17 protein-coding genes are annotated in these 21,163 nt (G+C 39.8%); 9 read left to right on the top strand and 8 right to left on the bottom strand.

The features are described from left to right. Positions 1–63: 63 nt before the first annotated feature. Entirely contained in the window at positions 64–561 is a 498-nt protein-coding gene (locus B3P16_RS20925; RefSeq protein ID WP_286779441.1) for a DinB family protein, read from the bottom strand. Between the two features lie 293 nt (positions 562–854). Between B3P16_RS20925 and B3P16_RS20920 the strand changes: the two genes are divergently transcribed. Beyond that, on the top strand, positions 855–1,286 hold the full coding sequence (locus B3P16_RS20920; RefSeq protein WP_147282023.1) for a tetratricopeptide repeat protein: 432 nt from the start codon (positions 855–857) through the stop codon (positions 1,284–1,286). Positions 1,287–1,400: 114 nt separating this feature from the next. Next, the gene (locus B3P16_RS20915) at positions 1,401–2,201 is read left to right on the top strand and encodes an inorganic diphosphatase (RefSeq protein ID WP_286844225.1); all 801 of its coding nucleotides are present in this window, start codon (positions 1,401–1,403) and stop codon (positions 2,199–2,201) included. A gap of 59 nt (positions 2,202–2,260) precedes the next feature. Here the strand turns inward: B3P16_RS20915 and B3P16_RS20910 are convergent, their stop codons facing one another. Next, positions 2,261–4,123: a PAS domain S-box protein gene (locus tag B3P16_RS20910; protein ID WP_286769651.1), complete on the bottom strand. Its 1,863-nt coding sequence runs from the start codon at positions 4,121–4,123 to the stop codon at positions 2,261–2,263. A gap of 395 nt (positions 4,124–4,518) precedes the next feature. Here B3P16_RS20910 and B3P16_RS20905 point away from each other — a divergent pair, with 395 nt between their 5' ends. The 3 genes from B3P16_RS20905 (at position 4,519) to B3P16_RS20895 (ending at position 6,362) form a co-directional block, all read left to right on the top strand. After that, a complete protein-coding gene (locus B3P16_RS20905) occupies positions 4,519–4,716 on the top strand; it encodes a cation transporter (RefSeq protein ID WP_286844223.1) in 198 nt (65 codons plus the stop codon). Between the two features lie 139 nt (positions 4,717–4,855). After that, positions 4,856–5,161, top strand: a complete 306-nt coding sequence (locus tag B3P16_RS20900; RefSeq protein WP_286709492.1) for a hypothetical protein — start codon at positions 4,856–4,858, stop codon at positions 5,159–5,161. A 262-nt stretch (positions 5,162–5,423) separates the two neighbouring features. Next, positions 5,424–6,362, top strand: a complete 939-nt coding sequence (locus B3P16_RS20895; RefSeq protein ID WP_070568567.1) for an SPFH domain-containing protein — start codon at positions 5,424–5,426, stop codon at positions 6,360–6,362. A gap of 46 nt (positions 6,363–6,408) precedes the next feature. Here the strand turns inward: B3P16_RS20895 and B3P16_RS20890 are convergent, their stop codons facing one another. From B3P16_RS20890 to B3P16_RS20875, 4 genes are all read right to left on the bottom strand, one after another. After that, a complete protein-coding gene (locus tag B3P16_RS20890; protein WP_286844222.1) occupies positions 6,409–8,004 on the bottom strand; it encodes a RagB/SusD family nutrient uptake outer membrane protein in 1,596 nt (531 codons plus the stop codon). A 10-nt stretch (positions 8,005–8,014) separates the two neighbouring features. Further along, positions 8,015–11,224, bottom strand: a complete 3,210-nt coding sequence (locus tag B3P16_RS20885) for a SusC/RagA family TonB-linked outer membrane protein (protein ID WP_286844221.1) — start codon at positions 11,222–11,224, stop codon at positions 8,015–8,017. 230 nt (positions 11,225–11,454) lie between these two features. Beyond that, a complete protein-coding gene (locus B3P16_RS20880; RefSeq protein ID WP_286844220.1) occupies positions 11,455–12,636 on the bottom strand; it encodes a FecR family protein in 1,182 nt (393 codons plus the stop codon). An 86-nt stretch (positions 12,637–12,722) separates the two neighbouring features. Continuing rightward, positions 12,723–13,235 carry a sigma-70 family RNA polymerase sigma factor gene (locus B3P16_RS20875; protein ID WP_286844219.1) on the bottom strand — a complete coding sequence of 171 codons (513 nt, stop codon included), beginning with the start codon at positions 13,233–13,235 and terminating at the stop codon, positions 12,723–12,725. 479 nt (positions 13,236–13,714) lie between these two features. Here B3P16_RS20875 and B3P16_RS20870 point away from each other — a divergent pair, with 479 nt between their 5' ends. From B3P16_RS20870 to B3P16_RS20860, 3 genes are all read left to right on the top strand, one after another. Continuing rightward, entirely contained in the window at positions 13,715–14,029 is a 315-nt protein-coding gene (locus B3P16_RS20870) for a hypothetical protein (RefSeq protein WP_286844218.1), read from the top strand. A gap of 66 nt (positions 14,030–14,095) precedes the next feature. Further along, positions 14,096–14,875, top strand: a complete 780-nt coding sequence (locus B3P16_RS20865; RefSeq protein ID WP_112374551.1) for a GLPGLI family protein — start codon at positions 14,096–14,098, stop codon at positions 14,873–14,875. Next, positions 14,856–17,546 (top strand): hypothetical protein, encoded by a 2,691-nt coding sequence (locus B3P16_RS20860; protein WP_286844217.1) that lies wholly within the window; start codon positions 14,856–14,858, stop codon positions 17,544–17,546. Before B3P16_RS20865 ends, B3P16_RS20860 begins: the two co-directional genes overlap by 20 nt. 105 nt (positions 17,547–17,651) lie before the next feature. Here the strand turns inward: B3P16_RS20860 and B3P16_RS20855 are convergent, their stop codons facing one another. Continuing rightward, the gene (locus B3P16_RS20855; protein ID WP_070568803.1) at positions 17,652–18,539 is read right to left on the bottom strand and encodes an alpha/beta fold hydrolase; all 888 of its coding nucleotides are present in this window, start codon (positions 18,537–18,539) and stop codon (positions 17,652–17,654) included. 123 nt (positions 18,540–18,662) lie between these two features. Here B3P16_RS20855 and B3P16_RS20850 point away from each other — a divergent pair, with 123 nt between their 5' ends. Further along, positions 18,663–19,031, top strand: a complete 369-nt coding sequence (locus B3P16_RS20850) for a MerR family DNA-binding protein (protein ID WP_070568534.1) — start codon at positions 18,663–18,665, stop codon at positions 19,029–19,031. Between the two features lie 566 nt (positions 19,032–19,597). On the opposite strand, the gene B3P16_RS20845 is transcribed toward B3P16_RS20850, so the two are convergent. Next, entirely contained in the window at positions 19,598–21,139 is a 1,542-nt protein-coding gene (locus B3P16_RS20845) for a protein adenylyltransferase SelO (protein WP_286844215.1), read from the bottom strand. Between the last annotated feature and the right edge of the window lie 24 nt (positions 21,140–21,163).

Below are 21,163 nucleotides of genomic sequence, written 5' to 3'. Positions count from 1 at the left end.
TAAACAGTGGTCAAAACAGTATCGTTTCAAAAAAATGACCAACGCAACTATCTCATATTACATTCACGTGTTTTTTAGCTTCAAAAATTTAATAGTGATACCCAGCTGACCCAGGTGGTAAAAATCGTGATGGATAAGGCCTGTCAGGAGGTATTTGAGGTTATGCGGGAAATCAGGATTCGCATGTTTATAGGGTTGCTCGAGGAAGGAATCGTCTTTGCCGTTGAGAAAGTGAATAACGTGTCGCTGACTATCCCAGAAATCTTCCAACAGCTTTTTCCAGCCTGTTGTCTTCAGTTCGTCATTCGTTCGCCAATTCCTAGCTTCGTTCATTTCGAGTCCCCGTGGATTTCCCTTCAAACGGCTTAGAACCTCCTTACGCCATTCAATGAGATGCGACATCAGTTCCGCTACACTGTGCATTTCTGGGATAGGACGCTCATAAACAGATGATTCGCTCACCGTAGCTAATTTTTTTTCAAAATTTTCATCGATCCATAGATCGGCGTGCTCCACATCCTTTAATTGCTGAATGATATCTTTTATCAGAATAGTGCTCATAATGACTTAGTTTTAAAATGATTAAGTTTGAGATTTTAGAAAGTAAACCGAACTATACAGGAATTAGTTTTAACCAATTGTGTATTCGTTTAAAATGCTAACATCGTACTGAAGAATTCCAGCTAGCAACGCTGGAATAGTTGCGGAGTGAAAAGGTTCTAGTTAGGATGTAATCAGTAGACAAACTATTATTTGCCGAATCTTGTCCTTCTATCGAGATTCCCTAGGAAAGGCAATCGCTTTATGATCCGGGCTCATACTCGCGTTTTATGGTCTCGAACAATCGTATTGAAATGGCTGATCAAAGATCCACAGCACGTCTGTCTATCAACGAATTAATGAAACAGGCTAAATTGTTAGAATCCGAAGGCAAATTGGAGGATGCTGTCAAAAACTATCATACAGTTATCGCAAAGGATAAGCTGCATACCGCTGCATATAATCGGCTCATGATTGTATATCATAGGCAGAAAATGTACAAGAAAGAGCTAAGTACCATAAAGAAGGCGCTCGCTGCCTATGAAAATGATCTGTTGAAAGATCAGCGCAAATGGAAGAAGCTGAACGGTGGGTCAGCGGACTTAAGTCAGCGTTTGGCCAAAGTACTGGGATTAATGCAGGAGGATGGCCTTCCAAGATATGAAGAACCGCAAGTCATGGCCTGGAGAAAGCGTTTGGGAAAGATAGAGCAATCTATCAAAAAGGCAAAAGGTGTAAAGACCTAGACGCTTTAAATTTGTTATAAAATCGTAAACGAAATTGTAGATGCTACTGTTCACTATAAAACTCATTAGTTTTAATAAGTCGATATTGAGCCGAAACCCATTTTATAAATGACGATGAAATATATATTCTGCACGGTTGAAACACCCAAAAATTCAAATGCTAAATACAACTATGAGCCAAAATGTGGCGGATTTGTTCTAGCAAAATACCTTCCTTTGGGCTCAGTTTTCCCCTATGATTTCGGTTTTATCCCAGGCACGGTAGGAGAGGATGGTGACCCTTTGGATATTATCTTTATTTCGGAACAAGGGACGTTTCCTGGCTGTATATTGAAATGCAGAATAATTGGTGCAATAAAGGCGATACAGCAGAATAAAGATGGCGAAACTGTAGAAAATGACCGTTTTTTGGTTGTGCCAGAGGCTTCAGCCGTCTTTGGTCACATTCATCGTGTCGCCCAATTGCCTGAAACCGTGCTCGATGAACTGCAACAGTTCTTCATAAATTATAATAAACAGGAAGGCAAAAATTTCCAGCCTTTGAAAATTCTAAGTGCTAAAGATGCATGTAAGGCAATAGAAAAAGCAAAAAGTAACAGTCAGCCCATCAAAAAAATTGAACTTTTTCTTCCACTCTACGATGCGTCGGGAACACCCTTCTCCGCTCAACTATTTCAGGATATTAGGAAGCAGCTCATTAAAGACTTTGGCGGGATAACAGCTTATACGCGTGCCCCTGCCATTGGTATATGGATCGATCCTAAAAAACAGTCAATTAAAGACGAGAATGTGGTTTATGAAATCATGGTTGCTGAAATCGACTATGCCTACTGGAAACAATTCAAGAAAAAACTCGAATTACAATTTGCCCAGAAAGAGTTAGTTATTAGACAAAGTGAGGTCGGGCTGCTCTAGTCGGTATATTAATACTGTAGATCTGCTGGAATGTATACCTAGTAGGCTTATTGATTTATTTAGTTTGAAGCGTAGGTGAACGGAAAATCAAAATAGAAAATAGATCCCTTATCCTTGGCGCTTTGAACGTGTATCTGTGAACCATGTTTTCGTAGGATTTCTGCGACCAAATATAGGCCGATGCCAAATCCAGATATGTTAGAAGTATTTAGGTTATCCACCCGATAGAATGATTTAAAAATATTTTTTTGATGTTTGGGCTCGATTCCAATCCCTTCATCCTGAACATATATACGTACTTTTTCGCCTATTATCTGCGTGCCAATAATAATCGTTCCGCCGTGGGGAGAGTATTTTATGGCATTGTTAAGTAAGTTGGCAAAAACCTGATCCATTTTGGGCCAGTCAGCTAAAATATGAACGGTAGGATCGCAACGCAGTTCAATGCTGTGCCGATTCGTTTCCAAATCATTAATACAGTCCTGCATTAATTTGTCAAGCTGAAAAATGGTTTGGTGAAGTTGCAATTTTCCTTCGTCTACCTCCGTTATACTTAGAAAATCCGCAATCATGAGCATCATTTTTCTTACTTGGGATTCGATCTTAGTTCCTATCTGGGCACTTTTTTCACCAAATATAGTTGCATGCTGTTGCATCATCTGCGCACTCATCAAGACTGTGGTGAGCGGTGTTTTGAGTTCGTGGCTTGCTACGGATATAAACGTATTTTTTCGCTTCTCTTCCTGCTTTTTTTCGCTGATATCCCGTGCAATTTTTGATACACCAATGATCTCGCCGAGATCGTTTTTTATGGGGGATATCGTCAGCGACAAATCGACCAATTTGCCTGATTTTGTCTGCCGAACAGTTTCAAAATGCTTGATGGAATGTCCCATGCGCATTCGCCCCAGGATATAATCTTCTTCAGAATGCCTATCTCGTGGAATTAATTTTAGGATGGACTGACCGATCATTTCCGCATTTGAATAGCCAAAAAGATTCGTCGCAGCGTCGTTCCAGCTGGTTATAATACCGTCTAGTGTCTTTCCGATAATCGCATCGTAGGATGAGTTAACAATGGCTGCGAGTTCGGCACTTTTTTCTGTCGCTTTTTTCTGATCTGTCACATCCATAAGCGCTCCGATAATCCTGCGCGATTCTTTGCTGCCGCTAAAGAAAGCCGATCCCGTGATTTTTACAAAGGCAATCCCATGTGTGATAGGTCTTATAATGCGGCAGGTAAACTCAAAATGGCCGTCCATTTTATTTTCGCTCAGCCCTCTCATTTGCTGGAAAATAGCGGGTTGATCTTCCGGATGGATGAGCGTTATCATCGCTTCTTTCTTTTGGATTGGGGCAGAAAGTTCCAAAATTTCTTGAGCCTGTGGGGAAAGTTGAACTATTCCTTTCGCAGCGTCCCAATCCCAGGTCCCAAGTCCGGTAGAGGCGATGGCAAGGCGAAGTCGCTCTTCCTTCTCCTGCAGGATTGCTGTGAGTTTATCTCTTCTTTTTTCTGCAAGTACGGCTTCCGTAACATCTTTGGTAAAACACATCGAATGGACAAATTCGTCATCCTTCATCAAAGCACTGGAATTTATAACAACATGCTTTATATCTCCATTTTTGCACCTCAGACTTGCTGGATAATCCTCCACACGTTGATTATTTAAAAGCATGTGTAGGATTTTCGAAATGGTATCCTGATCTGTGTGAAAGTCTGCAATGGGGAAACCAATATATTCTTCCTTACGATAACCAAGAAGGTCAAGTTCAGCTTGATTGGCCCAAATAATAACCCCTTCCCGGTTAACCCAATGTAGTGCTAGAGATGCACTGTCGATAAAGTCAGTTAGTTCAGTAATCCGGTTGTTGAGCTCGAGATTTTCAATTCGTAATTGTTCTATTTGTTCGGAGCTGTTCATAAAGATGTCGTATGGTGTTATAAAGACAATTATATGGATATAAAACTACTTTAAAAAAGGTAAAAGTACGGGTCATCTTAATGATAAATAACAAAAATCGCACTAAACCATGTTTGAAGCTATTTAAAGCAAACAAAAATTGGGTGACGGCAGTTTGAAAATAATAGTATCGAATAATTTTAAGTATAATATTTCATGGCGGACAGCAAAAAATAGAGGCTATTATATCATGGACAATAATAAAACATCAATTTACAGTGCCCTTGCTGCCAATCTACTGATAGCGCTGACCAAATTTATCGCCGAATCTTTTACCAACAGTTCTTCTATGATTTATTTCTGAAGGAATTCATTCCACAGTTGATACGGCTAATCAGCTGTTGATATTATATGGATTGAAACGTAGTAAAAAGGCGCCCGACCAGTCTCATCCTTTTGGTTATGGAAAAGAGCTTTATTTTTGGTCCTTTGTGGTTTCTATTCTCATATTCGGTTTGGGTGGAGCGCTGTCCATCTATCAGGGAGTGATGCATATACGGGAGCCCGAATTGATGAAAGATCCTTTCTGGAATTATATCGTCTTGATTCTCTAGCTTATTTTTTGAGGGTACTTCTTTTATTATTGCTGTAAAAGCATTCAACAAAACCCGAAAGGGGGTTGGCTGGTGGGATGCGATCATTAAAAGCAAAGACCCCTCCAGTTTTCTTGTTGTTTTTGAGGATGGAGCAGCAGTGGCGGGACTATTGATTGTCATGATCCTCATGTCGCTAAGCCATTCCCTGCAGATTCCCGAATTGGATGGATTAGCTTCTGTAATTGTTGGGGTGCTGTTGGTTTTTGTTTCGTTTATTCTCGCCAGGGAAAGTCGGAGCTTGCTGTCTACCTATCAGTCTCCTGAAGACGTTATATTGATGCTTATCATTGATTTTAAGGATGATCTTGATACAGAATATATTACCGAAGCAATTACCCGCATCCGTACACGCATTAAAACCGAATTTCAATTTATCCATTATGTCATTATCCAACCAGAATAAATATTAAACGCCAATTAACCTTGATAGCTATTTTAATAGCAGCGGCTTCGTTTTGAAAGTGAGCTTTTGCAAGGACATCGCGGGGGGCTTATGCCAAGATTGCAAAGAACACAGCGTTGGCTAGCACAGTAAAATGTAGCGTTGGGCTATCTTTAGGATGGATAACCGAGTTTCGGAACTTTATCGAAAAATTATGTAAGAAGTAGAAGAATGACAATGTAAACGTGTAAGTTTGTAGATCACCAATATTAAATTTAAGGTTATGCTATATTTAGGAATTTTGGTCTTTTTTGGACTTATTACATTATTTGCTTCATTTTATACGGTAAAGCAAGAGTCTGCGGCCGTGATAGAAAGGCTGGGTAAATTTTTAAAAGTAAGTCATGCCGGTTTGCATTTAAAAATTCCATTTTTGGATCAGATCGCTAAGCGGCTGAATCTTAGGATAAAGCAATTGGATGTCATAATTGATACCAAAACATTGGATAATGTTTTCATTAAGATGAAAGTTTCTGTTCAGTATCAGGTAATCAGAGATAATGTAAAAGACGCGTATTATCGTCTGGAGAATCCCGAAAATCAGATTACATCGTATGTTTTTGATGTTGTGCGTGCTGAAGTTCCAAAAACAAAATTAGATGATGTTTTTGTAAGAAAAGACGATATTGCCATTGCTGTAAAAAGTGAATTGCAGGATGCGATGCAAAGCTACGGTTACGATATTATCAAAGCATTGGTGACAGATATTGATCCTGATGAACAGGTGAAACATGCTATGAACAGAATCAACGCTGCTGAACGCGAGAAAACTGCCGCAGAATATGAGTCTGAGGCACAAAGAATACGAATTGTTGCCGTTGCAAAAGCTGAAGCAGAATCTAAAAAATTACAGGGGCAGGGGATTGCAGACCAGCGAAGAGAGATTGCGAAGGGACTGGAAGAATCGGTAAAAATGCTGAATGCGGCCAATATCAATGCACAGGAAGCTTCTGCCTTAATTGTCGTGACGCAACATTATGATACGCTGAATGCCATTGGAGCAAATAGCAGAAGCAATTTGGTCTTGCTTCCAAATTCACCAACAGCAGCAAGCACTATGCTGAATGATTTGGTAGTTTCAATGGCCGCAGCACAAAAAATTGATGGGCATACTAGTGCGCAATTGCCTGAAATTCCTAAAGATAGCAGTCGGCAGGAATAAAACAAAGGTAGCGTGGTATAAGCGCTACCCTTGTTTTATTGTTTCATTAGTATCCCGGGTTTTGGATCAGATTGGGTTCGACTTGAAAGCTACTTTCGTGGAAAGGCCAGAGGTATTGATGTTTCAAAAATTTTCTATCTTCAATTTTAAGCACCTCAGATTTCCCGTCCGCACTTTGTCGCATATGACCCAATGCAGGTTGATTAAGAACTACTTCTGCTGTTTTCCATCGAAGAATATCACTATAGCGCAGCCCCTCACCGGCAAATTCGACTCTTCGTTCATTGCGAATTAAGTCAATCCATTCTTGTTGAGATCTCACCGTGAGATTGACATCTGCTACATTCATATCGAGTCCTGCACGTTGTCGAATCTGATTGATACAGCTTTTCGCTAATTCATCTACGTTATTCAGCATAATTTTGGCTTCGGCATAGGTCAATAACACTTCTGCGTAGCGTGCCAAAGGAAAGTACATATTACCTCCCGTCCGAAATGCATCAGCTTCATCGACAAATTTCTTAAACCAATAGCCCGATCGGCTGCTTCGTAAGTTTTGATAATAGAATAGACTCTTTGAATCATAAATATCTATTTTTTCTTTGTTGAATAGGTCGCCCTGCCCAAAAATACTTGCTGTGTAACGTGGATCGCGATTTAATTTGGGGTTGAGCTCATATTCCTGCTTGCTGTGTAAGGGGCATTTGTCAATCGAACGTCCTTGTAGTGTCCAATAACTATCAACCAAAGACTTCAAAGGAACGACATAAGATTGCCCATTTCCGGTCTTATATTGTGGGGCAAGATGCTGAAAGGAATTTGTAGCAGAATTATTGTGGCTTTCCATGTCAAATTTGATGATAAACTCCTTATTGGTCTTGTCTGCTTGATAATTGAATAGGCTAGCATATTGGGGGTGAAGTTGATATTTGCCACTGTCCATTATTTCCTTCGCAAGGGTTGCGGCAAGCTCATAGCGTCCATTGTAAAGAGCATATCGCATGACCAACGTTTTGAAGGAGTATTTGTTGAACATATAGGCGTTTGTGGTACCTTCATTTTCAGGGAGCCTGTTTGCCACATCTTGGCTCATTTCAAATAGTTTGTTCAGTATTTCAGCTTTCGGCGTTACTGGAGGTATTGCTTCTTCAAGTGTAACCGGGACTAGGACAAAAGGTACGTCACCCCAAACTTCAGTGATCCTTAAATAATGCCAGATACGTAGTGCTTCTAAGATTGCTTTATATTTTTGTCTTATCGACTCATTTTCCACATAGGGAATGTCAATATTCGCGAGGTAAGTATTGATCCGCCCCACGTGTTTATTATATAATGTCCAATAGTACTCAGCCAAACGTGCGTTGCTTGTCATATTGCCATTGGCAATGATCATATGGTGGTCTGTCTCTATTCTAGCATAGGCGTTATCGCTACGACCATCTAACATATAGAAGAGCAGGCGACGTTCTCCTGGTCCCATAAAAACATCCAAATAACTACTGTAGACTACCCGACGTAAATCTTCTTCGGTATTGAAGAACTCGTCGAAGGATGTTGCGGTAGGATCTCGTTTATCAAGAAATTTTTCGCAGCTACTTAACGTTGCTAGCGCAATTATCAAGGTTAAAATTTTCTTTTTCATTAGCATAGTTTTAAAAAATACTCGCACTCAGTCCAACACTGTAGGTTGCCATACGTGGATAATTTCCGTTCCCATCATTTGTTCCAGGACTATCGACATCAATACGTTCGGGGTCAAGACCTTCCCATTTCGTGAACGTGAATACATCCTGCGCATTAACATATATTCTAAAATTTTTGATGCTTTTGCCGATTTTAGGAAATGTATAACCAAGCTGAAGAGACTTGATACGGAAAAAGGCAGCATTGCTAAGCCAAACATCACTGAGTAGGGTATTGGGGCTTGGCCCCGTCCAAAGACGTGGAAAACGGCTATTCGGATTGTCGGGGCTCCAATGGTTTGCTACATATTCGACACGTGGTGCGCCGAGGTCGTTACTGTTTCCATCAACATACACCGGATAGGCCTCTTGGCCGATCAAGCGGCCCGTGCGCTTTCCGATCCCCTGACCCAATGCTGAGAAATCCCAGCCTTTATAGCGAAAGTCCAGATTTATAGCATAGTTATAATGGGGAAGAGGGTCTGCCAGATAGCTGCGGTCCTCATCGTTGATTATACCATCCTGATTTTTATCCACGTAGCGGATATCACCAGGTTTTGAATTTGGCATTTTAGCGGGCGTTGCGTCAACTTCCGCCTGCGTTTGGAAATAGCCATCAGACTGGAAGCCATAATAATTGTTGATTGGGACACCTTTGTACCAGATTCGGTTATTATCGCCTTTAAAGATCAATCTATCGTTTTCATTGTAGCCCGCCTTGAGCATTCGGTTGCGGTTATCAAAAAGCATTCCACCAATCGTATACGAAAAATCGTCCTTTTTGTCGGACCAGCTTGCTGACAGCTCCCAACCATTATTTTCCACGGCACCGATGTTGACCGCAGATTCCAGACTATTTGATCCCGTGAGCGGAGGCACGGCAAATTGGTCATAAATAAGATCGTATGAATTTTTATGATAAAGCTCTGCCGTAAAGGATAGTCTATTTTTAAATGCATTGACGTCTAGGCCCAGGTTCCATTGCTTCTGTTTCTCCCAGGAGAAATTTGGATTGGGAACACGTATTGTCCAGCCCCAGGTATTAACAGATTCCTGCCAGAGGTATGGCGCTACATTTTCGTTTCCGATAAGTCCATAGGAAGCTCGTATCTTAATGTTATTAACTGTTCCCGATTCGAGAATAGGTTTAAAAAAATGTTCGTTATGTAAGTTCCAGGCGAAAGCTCCCGAGGGAAAAAATCCCCAGCGATGACCGGGGGCAAACTTGCTACTCCCGTCTGAACGTCCAGTCAACTCTAAAATATAGCGGTTGTTAAAGGAATAATTTAATTTACCGAAAAAAGAAGCTTTGCTGATTTCTCTAAAATCGGTGAAGGTGTAATTCATGACTTCTGAACCTGCGGTTAGATAGATCTTGTCTTTGTGCTGGCGGAGCTCTTTGTTAAAGTTAATCAGCATCCGAGCGGTGAGCTGGCTTTCACTAACACCTTGCGAGGCATTGACATCATTTCCCCAAATTGCTGCCGGAGCACCATTTTCATCAAAGAACTTATAGGTCAACCTTTTTTGTTTATTGGCCGATTTGTTAATCATGTAGGAGACATTTCCCTCAATATTGAAATTGCTGTTGATGTTATATTTGGGACGTAAATTGATGGTACTACGATCATACATATTGTTTTTTGTACCACCGTGTTTTATTGAAGCAATTGGGTTGATGTTATTATGCAGGATATAGTGTTCGGGGAGGTCAGAATCATAAAAAATTTGTTGCGTTGGGTTCAGGCGCCAGGCCTGTTTATAAAGGCCGTGCCCATCATCGTTTGCCAAAAGACGATCTACCTGTAGACGGTGCGCATAGAAATCGGCCATTAATACAAATTTGTCGGCAATGTTGATATTTGTATTGAAACGTGCCGAAAACTTTTGAGTACCTTCAATCTTATTGAGGCCATTTTCTTTTATATGGCCAAGCATTAAATTAAAAGTACCAACCCCACCACCGCCAGATATACTTGCGTTATTATTCATTGCTGTCGACGTTCGTTCCATGACTTGATCGAGCCAATTGACTTCTTTTAATTCTCCGGAAGCATATTTGTTGATTGTTTCTTCGGGGTAGATCGCAGATTGTCCCTGTTGGATTAAGGTTTCGTTCCGCAATTTCATAAAATCAACGGCTCCGACAAATTTTGGAAGATCAATGGGTTTATTGACTGCAAACCAGTTGTTGGTAACGACTTTAAACTGTCCTGTCTGTCCGCGTTCTGTTTCGATGATGATAACGCCATTTGCGCCACGGGAACCATACATGGAAGCGGATGCGGCATCTTTTAAGACGGTAATGCTTTTAACTTGATTCGGGTCAATATCATGTATGCTCTGTTCCATACCGTCTACGATGACCAAAGGATCTGCATTTTGTAAGGTACTGATTCCGCGAATAGAGATGGTACCCGGAACACTTCCCGGCATACTGTTTCCGCGCATCATTGTGACTCCTGGGATCGTTCCTGAAAAAGCATCCTGCATTTTAAAAATTGGACGATTTTTTATTTTCTCCATATCCATTTGTGATACGGAAGATGCAACGTGCTTTTTGTCTACTTCGGAGAAGCCGACGACCACCACTTCATCAAGCCCCACTTCATCTGCATCCATAATAACATTTAGCTCCGATTTATTGTTAATCGGGATTTCTAGCTGTTTGAATCCGACTGCACTAAAAATCAGGGTTCCTTTTTTGCCATCGGGGAGTGTCAGTTGGAACTCTCCTTTCGTATTCGACGAAGTTCCTGTATTGGAGCCTTTTAGCAGGATGCTTACAGCAGACAATAGATTTCCCTTGGTATCATGTACTTTTCCTTTTATGACTTGCTGCTGCAGATTGGATATGCCAGACGTACTTTGTTCTGGCAAAGAAATATCTTCATTTTTACGCTTGATAACAACAGTACCACGATGTAACATGTAATAGAAAGCGGTGCTTTTGAAAATTTTATCTAAAGCCTTATCGAGTGATACATCTGTGATTTCAACCGTTGCTTTTTCGTTTTTTAGTAATCCTTCTTTAAAGATAAAATGTATACCAGTCTGTTTGGTAATGCTTTCCAGGACAGTCTCAATCTTGGTATTTTGGGCATGTAAAGTTATCTGAGCGGAGCTTGAAGCGTAGGCGCCCATCATGGATGTCGCCAATAAGATTCCTGTCAGTTTCATTTTTAATAAATGGTTCAGAGTTTTCCCTTTGTCAACGGGACATAAGGTCCCTTTTGAATAAAATAAATTATTCATAAATTGGTATAGAATTAATGGTTTATGATCAGTGTTAATTCAATTTTGATGCAGGAGTATTTGCCGTACTTCTGCATTTTTATCATCTTAATTTAGGTTTTTCGCTTTTTTACATACAAAGTCCTCCTCAATAAGTTTATCTGTTTATAATTAGTTTATCTGTTTACAATTAGTTTATCATTGTCAATGGTCAATTTATAACCTGTCAAATCTTTTAGTACATTACAAAGTTCCGCCAGCGTTACATCTCTTTTCATGCTACCTTCATATCGTTCATTATTTAATGGGATCTTACAATCGACCTGAATTCCGTACCAACGGCTTAATTCATCAAGTATCTGTTGCATATCTTTATTTTTAAAATAGAAATATCCGTCTTTGAAGGCTGTTGCTTCAGCCTTACTGGCTAATGGAAAAGTCTTTAGCTTTTTATCGACAATCTCCGTTTCGCTGCCAGCATTCATATAGATTTCGTTTTCATCGTTGCTAACTTTAAGTTTTCCTTCTGTCAATGATACTCTCGTATTTGCATGATAGGAATTTACATTGAAAGCTGTTCCGATCGCCTGTATATTGATATGATTTGTTTCAACAATAAAGGGCCTATGTGCATCTTTTGCAACTTCAAAATAGGCTTCACCTTTTAGTGTCACTCTTCGCTCTTTTTTATCAAAATTTGCTTTATAGCTGAGCTCAGAGGCAGCATTTACCCACACTTTAGTCCCATCGCTAAGGGTTAATACCAGGGTAGATCGTTTAGGAACTATTAAAGTATTTTTTAGGTTTTCTGCTAAGCTAGCGGGGTATATAAGCCGTCCTTCTTTTAATTCGATACCTTGCGCAAAATATTGGATTGCCTTTTTTTCGGTTAATCGTATTTCTTCTTTGCCCTCAATTTTTAAAACGGCACCTGCTCCTCCTGGAAGAACATCATTTTTATGTCCGTATATCTTGTCCGGAATTAAATAGTTTATAGGTTTTTCTTGCTGTTGTCTTTGCCATAACAGCGTTAGGACAAGTAATAGGGCGGCAGCAATCCCAATAGCCTTGTACCATGGTTTATTTAAGAAGAGATATTTCTTTCTTGATTGTAAAATCGTTTCCTTCGCCGTAAATTTACGTTGTGTGATGAGCCATTCTTGTTTTACATCAGTAGTGCGAAGATCAAAAGGAACATATATGTCGGTCTGTGATAACCGACGAGATAAGCTATCCCTTGCGCTTGGATATTTTTGTAAGAGATTTTTTAATTGGTTTTCTTTGTCGGATGGTAACTCACCATCCTTCAAAAGAAGAGCAATCAGTTCTGCTAATAGTATTTTGTCGGTTTCTATCATAATTCAGAAGCTAAATAACTTGAACGGTTGAAATGGGTGATCCGTTTATGGAAATAAGTGGAGTTTTAGTTGTAAGGTGCTGATTGTTAGAGTGTAAAAAATGTAAAAAGTAGGCTTAGAAATTTTCTTTTAAGCAGGTTTATCGCACGCATCCTTTGTGTTTTAACCGTGTTTACTGAAACATTGAGTTCCTGTGCGACCTCGTCATACTTCATTCCGTCCAGATAGATTAAACGGCAGATTCGTTGACAACCTTCGGGCAATTCATTGAGTTCCCGATGTAGAGCTCCAATCAGTTCGGCGTTTATTAAATTATCCAGAATATCATTGTCATCCGGCTGGTCAGGGTTAAATTGGCTCCGTACACGATCAAATACCACATTTCTTCGTTTGATATTCATCGCTATATTTTTTACAGCGCTATAAAGGAAGCTCTTAATGACGGGCTCTCCCTTTTGCAGTAAGTCCTGTCTACCCATTAGAACGATAAATGCGTCCTGTACGATGTCTTTTGCAATTTCTTCGGAACCAACCCATGGAAATGCAAATACACTGAGTTGCAGAAAATATTTGTTAAAATAATATTCTGTGGATAACATTTCGTTTACTTTTTTTATTAAAATATAAATTTTAAAAGTGAAATAAAGAAAAATATTAGAGATTTTATGTAGGTAAAAACGTCTTAAAATTTTGAAGCTTTATAAAGCTGCTATTAAATGCTGTTTTTAGTTATAGTTTACTGTAATTTAATATAAATATGATATAACAGAGGTTTTTTTGTGTGAACATCTTGGTTTTTCGGAATCTTTCATATGTTGTTTCTATCGATTTTTTTTCAGATAGGCTACTTTACAGTAAGGCTTTGTACGTTTTTATCTCATAGCGATTTTCCCCATAATTTTAGTTATTCAGTGAACAAGCTCATTGCGAATAGTAACGGATCAGCTACGAATTCTAAGTGACCATTTACAGATATTTAATCATCATTTAAATAATTAAATGTGTCTTTATTTTTACCGTCATATACAAGGGTATGCCATCAAATCATACCATGGTTTAACAAGTAAATTTAAAAACAATGAAAAGATTAATGATGAGTTTGGTAGCAGTGGTTATGCTATCATCTGTTGCTTCGGCTAAGACAGCGACAACACCGGTCAATGGAAATGCATCTGTGAAAACAACTTCCCAGCGCCTGGCCAACAATACGCTCCGGGTAATCGAGGAAACCACGGAAACGAATGCAGCCTTTGTACGCTGTAATTTTAAAGTAAGCATATATAGCAGCGACGGCGTTTTGCTAGGCAGCGCAGTCTATACAGATTATGCTTCTTCAGCTGGTGGTTGTGCGGGTTTCTTTGCTGCAATGCATGACTGGGTTGCAAACAACTAACTTTTTATTCATTATCACAAAAAACAAGAGCGGGGCTTTGACCCCGTCTTTCTAAACTAAATTATCATGTGTAAATATTATATATTCTTTTTATTTCTGTTCCTTTCCAGATTATCTTCTGCACAGCGGCTTCATGCCGTATATGAATACATTCCATCGGCAATGGCTACTTTTAAAGAAGCGGTCTATTATGATGGAACAGTGAAGATTGCTGTTCGTGATTCGATGCCAATTCGTAAGCAAGAGCTTAACAAAGATGCCGACGATGAAGAAGTAGCATCTTCATTTTCGATAACAATCGGTTCTGGCAAGAGGTATAACAGGGTCGTGATCCATCAAAATAAGACTGACCAACAGTTAGAAACCCGTTCCATTCAAGGTGTTAACTATTTGGTGACGGACAAATTTCCGGCGCTGGTCTGGAATACGGATTACACCGATGTGGATACATTGGGCAAACATGTATGCCATAAGGCAACGGCCTCTTATCGTGGGACTACGTTGGTAGCTTATTATACGAATGATATTCCCGTGCCTGTTGGACCATCGAAATTTGGCGGCTTGCCAGGCCTTATCGTGATGCTCTATAACGAAAGTGCTAATCCGAACTATTGGTACTTGAAGGAGGTAAATTATCCCTATACTGGCGATATTCCCGTAAATGATAAATATATTCAGTCTTTACCCAAATTGAGCCTGGAAGAGTTTGTCAAGAAAGACGACCAATTCAATGAAGAGCAAATGCGCATTATGTACAGCAAAATGCCAATGATGGAAGGCGTAAGCGTTGAGAAGCAAAAAGTTAGGGGCAGTGTAGAGCAAGTGTATGAATGGGAACATCAATAAGCGGATAGCGGTCTTACTCAGCTTTTGTCTGTTGTGTATGGCCGTATATGGACAAGTTGCTATCCATGGAAGCGTCAGTACTGAAGGAAAACCTTTAGGAGGGGTGCGTATTGATTTACGGCGTGATGGCGATAACAAAATGCTGGCTTATACGTTTAGCGACGGTCAGGGGAAATATCATGTGCAAACGGCCCAAAGTGGATCATTTACGTTGCTATTCAAGGCGCTGAGCTTTAAGTCTGTTTCCCTTTCCATCACACCAATGCAGGTCGATACGCTAATTGATGTGCAGTTATCAGCTGGGGGAGTGGAACAATTGCAGGAAGTGATTGTCCACTCCAAAGGGGCTTATCGTCGGGGCAGAGATACCATTGAGCTTGCTGTGAAATCCTTTTTGCAGGGCGACGAGCGTACGGTAGAAGATCTACTTCGAAAGATCCCAGGTATTCAGGTGGGTACCGACGGCAGTATCAAAATAGGTAATAAAGAAGTGGAAAAAGTGATGGTGGAAGGGGATGATTTTTTCGAAAAGGGCTACCGCTTGCTAACGCAAAGCATGTCTGTTCGTCCCTTGGAAAAAATTCAGATATTGCAGCGGTATTCCAATAATAAGCAGCTGAAAGGTATCGAAAATTCGGACAAGATTGCACTAAATCTGCAACTTAAGGAGGAAAGTAGGGCACAGTGGCTTGGCTCTGTTGATGCGCAGGTGGTTCCCATAGGCCCCAAATATTATCAGGCGAGTGCTAACCTGATGAATTTTGGGAAGAAGAACAAATATTATCTCTTGGGTGCTGCTAACAATAACGGAGCGGATGCCGTAAGCAGCATCAACCACCTCATTCAGTCTGGTTCTCCAGATGAACCAGGTCAGATTGGTGTGGGGGTAACAACACCCACTTTGATAGATAATACACCAAATCTGCCTGGTTTTGATTATAAAAGAACCAATTTCAATAACGACAAGTTGTTGTCATTGAATACCATTTTAAATCCGACCCCACAGTTAAAAATCAAATGGCTGGGTTTTGCAAATCCTACTAAAAAATCATTTTACCGAAATACCGTGCAGAACTATCATTTGGAGGATATCCAATTTACCAACACCGAAGATTATCAGTTTACCAGAAACATCGATAACTACTTCACGAAACTGGAGCTGCAGTTGGAGCCCAATAAGCGTACATTGTTGAGCTATTCAGGTACACTAGGTTCTTTGAGGAAAAATGATTTGGGCGCATTATTGTTCAATGGTGTACAAAGTGAGGAACTGACCAAAAGCAAGGGGTATTTGACCAACCACAATCTGAGTTATAGCTACAAATTTTCGGAGCGGGATGTACTGGTCAGCTCACTACGTTGGATAAACCAGCAATCGCCAGTAGATTACAGTATCGATCAATATTATTATAAAGACTTGTTTGGGGGAGAAGATATCCGTGCGGTAAAACAACATATTGAAAATAATCTACAGTATTTGGGTGCCACTACGCATTATGTAAGCCGGAAAAAAAATGGTGACTTCTTTGAGTTGGCTTTCAATATGGCCTATCAGCAGCAACAGCTTAATACCGAATTAGATTTGCTGTCAAATCCAGATGAGTTAGGGGGAAAAGCAGTCTCTCCCTCGGGATTTTCTAATGCGATGGACTTAAACGTATTCCAGACAAACTTTACTTCCAAGTACACTTTTAAACGAAATAAATGGGAATTAACACCTCGTTTGCAGGTAGGTCTCGTACAGAATAGGTTAACAGATTTTGGGAAAACCATGCCTAAAAATAACCTCTTGCTTTCGCCTGGATTATCGGGGAAATGGGTTATCCACCCAAAAGGGCGCCTGGAAACCGACCTCTATTTTCAGCAACAGAATACCTCGCTTACCGAGCTCATTCCCCATTATTATACGACAGGAGTTCGAAACTTTATTCGAGGAATGGATAAGCTAGCGACGCTAAGCAGTTCTGGTGGTACGCTGATGTATACCTATGGCAGTATGACAGATCGTTTTTTTGCGAACCTCTCGGTCGGACATCAGATTTTGTTTGATTATGTGGGTACAGAAAGCAGTTTAGACCCCAATTTTAGCCTTGTGCAACAGGTATTGCTCAAAAACAAAAAGAGCAGCAATTATAAGGCGGATCTTAATTACTACCTGAAGGCTGTAGGAGGAAATTTTCGTTTGGACTTAGGTGCAAATACAGCAGATTACGAAACATTGGTGGTGGGCGTGGGCAATCGTCGCATCCATACAGAGACATACGATTATGGACTATCGTTTAGAAGTGCATGGAAATCCAGGTTGAATATTTACACAGGTTACGCCCTGCAGTCGGTCACTTATCGCTCAGATAGCAAAACTACACTACATAATAGTCGCGGGTTTCTGAATGTATTTTTGAATATGGGAAAAAACATACAGTGTAATCTAAAGAATGAATCCTATCGCTTTGGTAGTTTCCTTGGCCAGGATTCCAAGACCTATTATTTCTCGGATTTCTCCTTAGCTTATGAATTGCGGCAGCATAGGACAAGATTTACCATGACAGCAAAAAATATTTTCAATACTCGCTTTTTCAGAAATGCTGAATTGACAGACCTTTATAATACCAGCACCGAATATAAACTTTTGCCTGGTTATATCAGTTTTGGGGTAGATTATAGCTTTTAAGTTTTTATTTTGAAACTAGGACAGTACTATCCCCAAAGCTGAAAATCCTACGCGGATAGCCAACACAATCGTTGCTGGTTGATTACAAGTTGATTTCGTCTGAAATTAGATCGTCAATAAAAACTCTTTGATCAATTCGGCAGTTTCGATAGGTTTTTCGGCAAGAATAAAATGGCCACAGTTTTCAATTTTTTTAAGTGTTAGATTACAGGTGATTTCCGGTAAAGAATGATGCAATAGGTCATAACCACTCGCACCAATCGCTAGGACTGGCATTTCTAATTTATCATAGCTCCCGTAATCTTTAATATCTTGTGGAAAGGCCTGATACCATGCATTGGAACTACGAATGGCATCCTGGTTGTCATAAGCTTTACTATACACCGATATATCAAATTGGCTTATGCTATCTTTATTAATCAGCAGGTTGTCGAATAACCAAGAGATGACGATTGACATGCGCCCCTCAAGCAACTTTTCTGGCAATTCTTTGACTTGGTTGAAAGCTAGCCACCAGGGATATAAATAACTGCTCCCTAAAATAGGTAACATCGGAAGCTGATACATGCTTGGGTCTGGATGTGGTGTATCCAGCAGTATCAATTTGCTTGTTGCTTGTGGATAATTACAAGCAAAACTAAAAGCGACATGTGCACCGATATCATGACCTGCAATACAAACGCTGTCGAAGCCTAAATGCTTGACTAATTCGTAGATATCCTTGGCCATGTTCTTTTTATCGTAACCATTTTCCGGTTTATCCGAGCTACCCATCCCTCTAATTTCAACAACAAATACTTGGTTGTCTTCTGCTAATATTGGCATGACATGATGGTAAGCCCACCATGTTTCTGGATAACCCGGAATAAGAATTATGGGGTCTCCTTTGCCCCCTTGAACATAATGGATTGATAGGCCATTTATTACAATAAAATTGTTTGTGAAGCCGGGTACAAGTTTAATAAGTTCTTTGTCGGAATATCCTATTTTCATGATAAAAGATAATTGATAGTTACCATTGATTTTCAATAGACAAATTTAAACTGTATTTTTACAACCCACAAGTATGAAGTATACTATATACTTTTATTATTTTTTTAAACTATTGATTATCAAGTGAAATTAATTAGTCAACTAGCGAAGGAAGCGAACATGCCTATTGGAACTATACGCTTTTATGAAAAGAGCGGACTCATTTCTGGCATGACAAAAAAGGATGTAACTTCCAACAAGTACGTGTATTATGACGATGAAGTAACCGAAAAACTGAGGTTCATAAAGATGGCGAAAGCTGTAGGCTTTACCTTAGCTGAAATTAAACAGGTTATTGATGCATGGTATCAAAAAGAGCTGACTCAGGCAAGTAAAATGGAAGTGCTTGATCTTAAATTGCAACAGATAGACACTAAGATAAAGGAACTTAAGCTAATGAAAAAACAAATTGTACGATGTAAAAGCAATATCGAAAATGGTTTAAGTCGATAACCTATAAAAAACTTTGCGAAAAAGAAAATGATGAAGGAATACAGCATTGCTATTGGACTGTCAATCGTATTGTGTCTAATTGCCTTTTTTATTAGAGATCGGTTTTTGGTGTTTTTTACCACCGAAATAATAGGTGAAAGCCCTTTGCTTAATAATAGTTGGCGCCTACCCGGTCAGGTTTTGCCAGCACTGATTTTTATTTTCTCTTTTGGGATTCTTCCTTTTCTGTATCTGTCAGTCAAAAATTATTGTAAAATATCTTCGGTAAGAAATCAATGGTTTACTATACTATTGATCTGTACGTCAGGATCTATATTTTGTGGAATACGCGTGATTTATTTAAAATTTAAAGTTGCTCAGATACGTGACCTATTAAAAAGGGCCGAGTTTGCTTCGGATAGTGATATACCTAGTGTTAGTTTTCAGGATATGCACCTGGAGTCTTATCTCTTGGCAGGTTTACTTGTTGGCTGGCTATTGTGTATGATTATTTTTAGAAAATCTACATATCCTAAACTTTAGCTTTTAAACCCACCCTGAATGTTTAACGAACGGGGCATTTCATACTACGAACTGCATGAAAGTGTAGAACATCCTGCGGTGTCGTCATAGCTTGAAGGACGCTTGACGGAAAATTCCGGAAATAATTCCTGGTAAGGATTTTCTAATGCTTGCGTTAGCTTCATTAACAGTGCTGTTTTTCCGGCACTAATTTCTTCAATACATTGGTAAAGAAGATAGTTCCGCAATATAAATTTGGGGTTTGTTTTTTTCATTAATTCCACGGACTCAGCTTTTGAAATAGCATTTGAATTCAGACGGGATCGATAGTTTTCCATGAAGTCTTTCAGTCTGCTGAGCTTTTCTTCATTTAAAGCGCTGTAAGCTACCGGGCTGAAATGTTCCTGTAAATCAGTTTCTGGTGTTGTTTTCTCCAGTTGATTGAAGAATAAGGTATGATCCAATGCGAGGTCCTGCATTAAGCTCTGCCAGTTATTAAAAAACACCTCATCCTCTTCTTTTAGTTCATCAAATCCGAATTTTTTGCAGAGCATTCTGTCATGAGTTTCCCAAAAATTAACGCCAAAATTATTTAGGGTGTTTTCAAGAAACTTTTCATCGTTGATGATGGGCTGGAGGGTATTTGCGAGTTTCCATAGATTCCATTGGGCAATCTGTGCCTGCTTTCCAAATGCATATCTTCTTCCCGGTAGATCCGTAGTATTCGGGGTGAAATTTAAATTATATTCATCCAGCATTGAATAGGGACCATAATCGATCGTTAGGCCTAAGATGGACATGTTGTCTGTATTCATTACCCCATGTACAAAACCTACTCTGAACCATTCTACCATTAAGTCTGCTGTGCGGATACATACATTCTCAAAAAAATCTTTGTATTTCTGCTGATCGGATGAAACAATTTCAGGGAAGTAATTTTCAATTGTAAAATCAAGCAGATCCTGTAATAACGTATGTTCACCCTGAGCAAACATCAGTTCAAAATGTCCAAAGCGAAGGAAGCTTTCGGCGGTTCTGATCACTACGGCTCCTTTTTCGTATTGTGGATTGCCGTTATACATGATATCGCGAAGAACATCTTCTCCTGTAAAGGCTAGGCTTAAAGCCCTGGTAGTAGGTATGCCTAAGTGATGCATGGCTTCACTCATTAGGTATTCACGTACAGAAGACCGTAATACGGCTCTTCCGTCTGCACGCCTTGAATAGGGTGTTGCACCTGCTCCTTTCCATTGAATTTCGGTCTTCTTACCAGCAGCATTGGTAATTTCTCCCGCCAGAATGGCCCTCCCGTCGCCCAGTTGCCCGGCCCAATTACCAAATTGATGTCCGGCATAAGCTGTAGCGTAGGTCTGAATATTGTCGGGTAGGTGAGAGCCTACCAGAAAGTTAAGATCCTTTTCTTCAAATTTACCCAGCCCTATTTCCTCAGCAAGAGCTTCGTTAAAAGCAATCCGTTGGGGCTGTTCAAACCCTGCAGGTTCAATCGTAGCAAATAGCACTTTTGGCGTGCCTCGCTGTGTAGGGTTATTGGAAAAATCTCCAGGGAATTTTTTGAGGAAAGGTTGTTTGATCTGTTCAATATTCATACAGCAAAGATATTAAATCTAAAA

The organism is Sphingobacterium sp. UBA7631 (assembly GCF_002483935.1).
Lineage (GTDB): Bacteria > Bacteroidota > Bacteroidia > Sphingobacteriales > Sphingobacteriaceae > Sphingobacterium > Sphingobacterium multivorum.
Note: the sequence above shows the minus strand (reverse complement) of the source record. Positions and strands in the feature narration are given on the sequence as shown.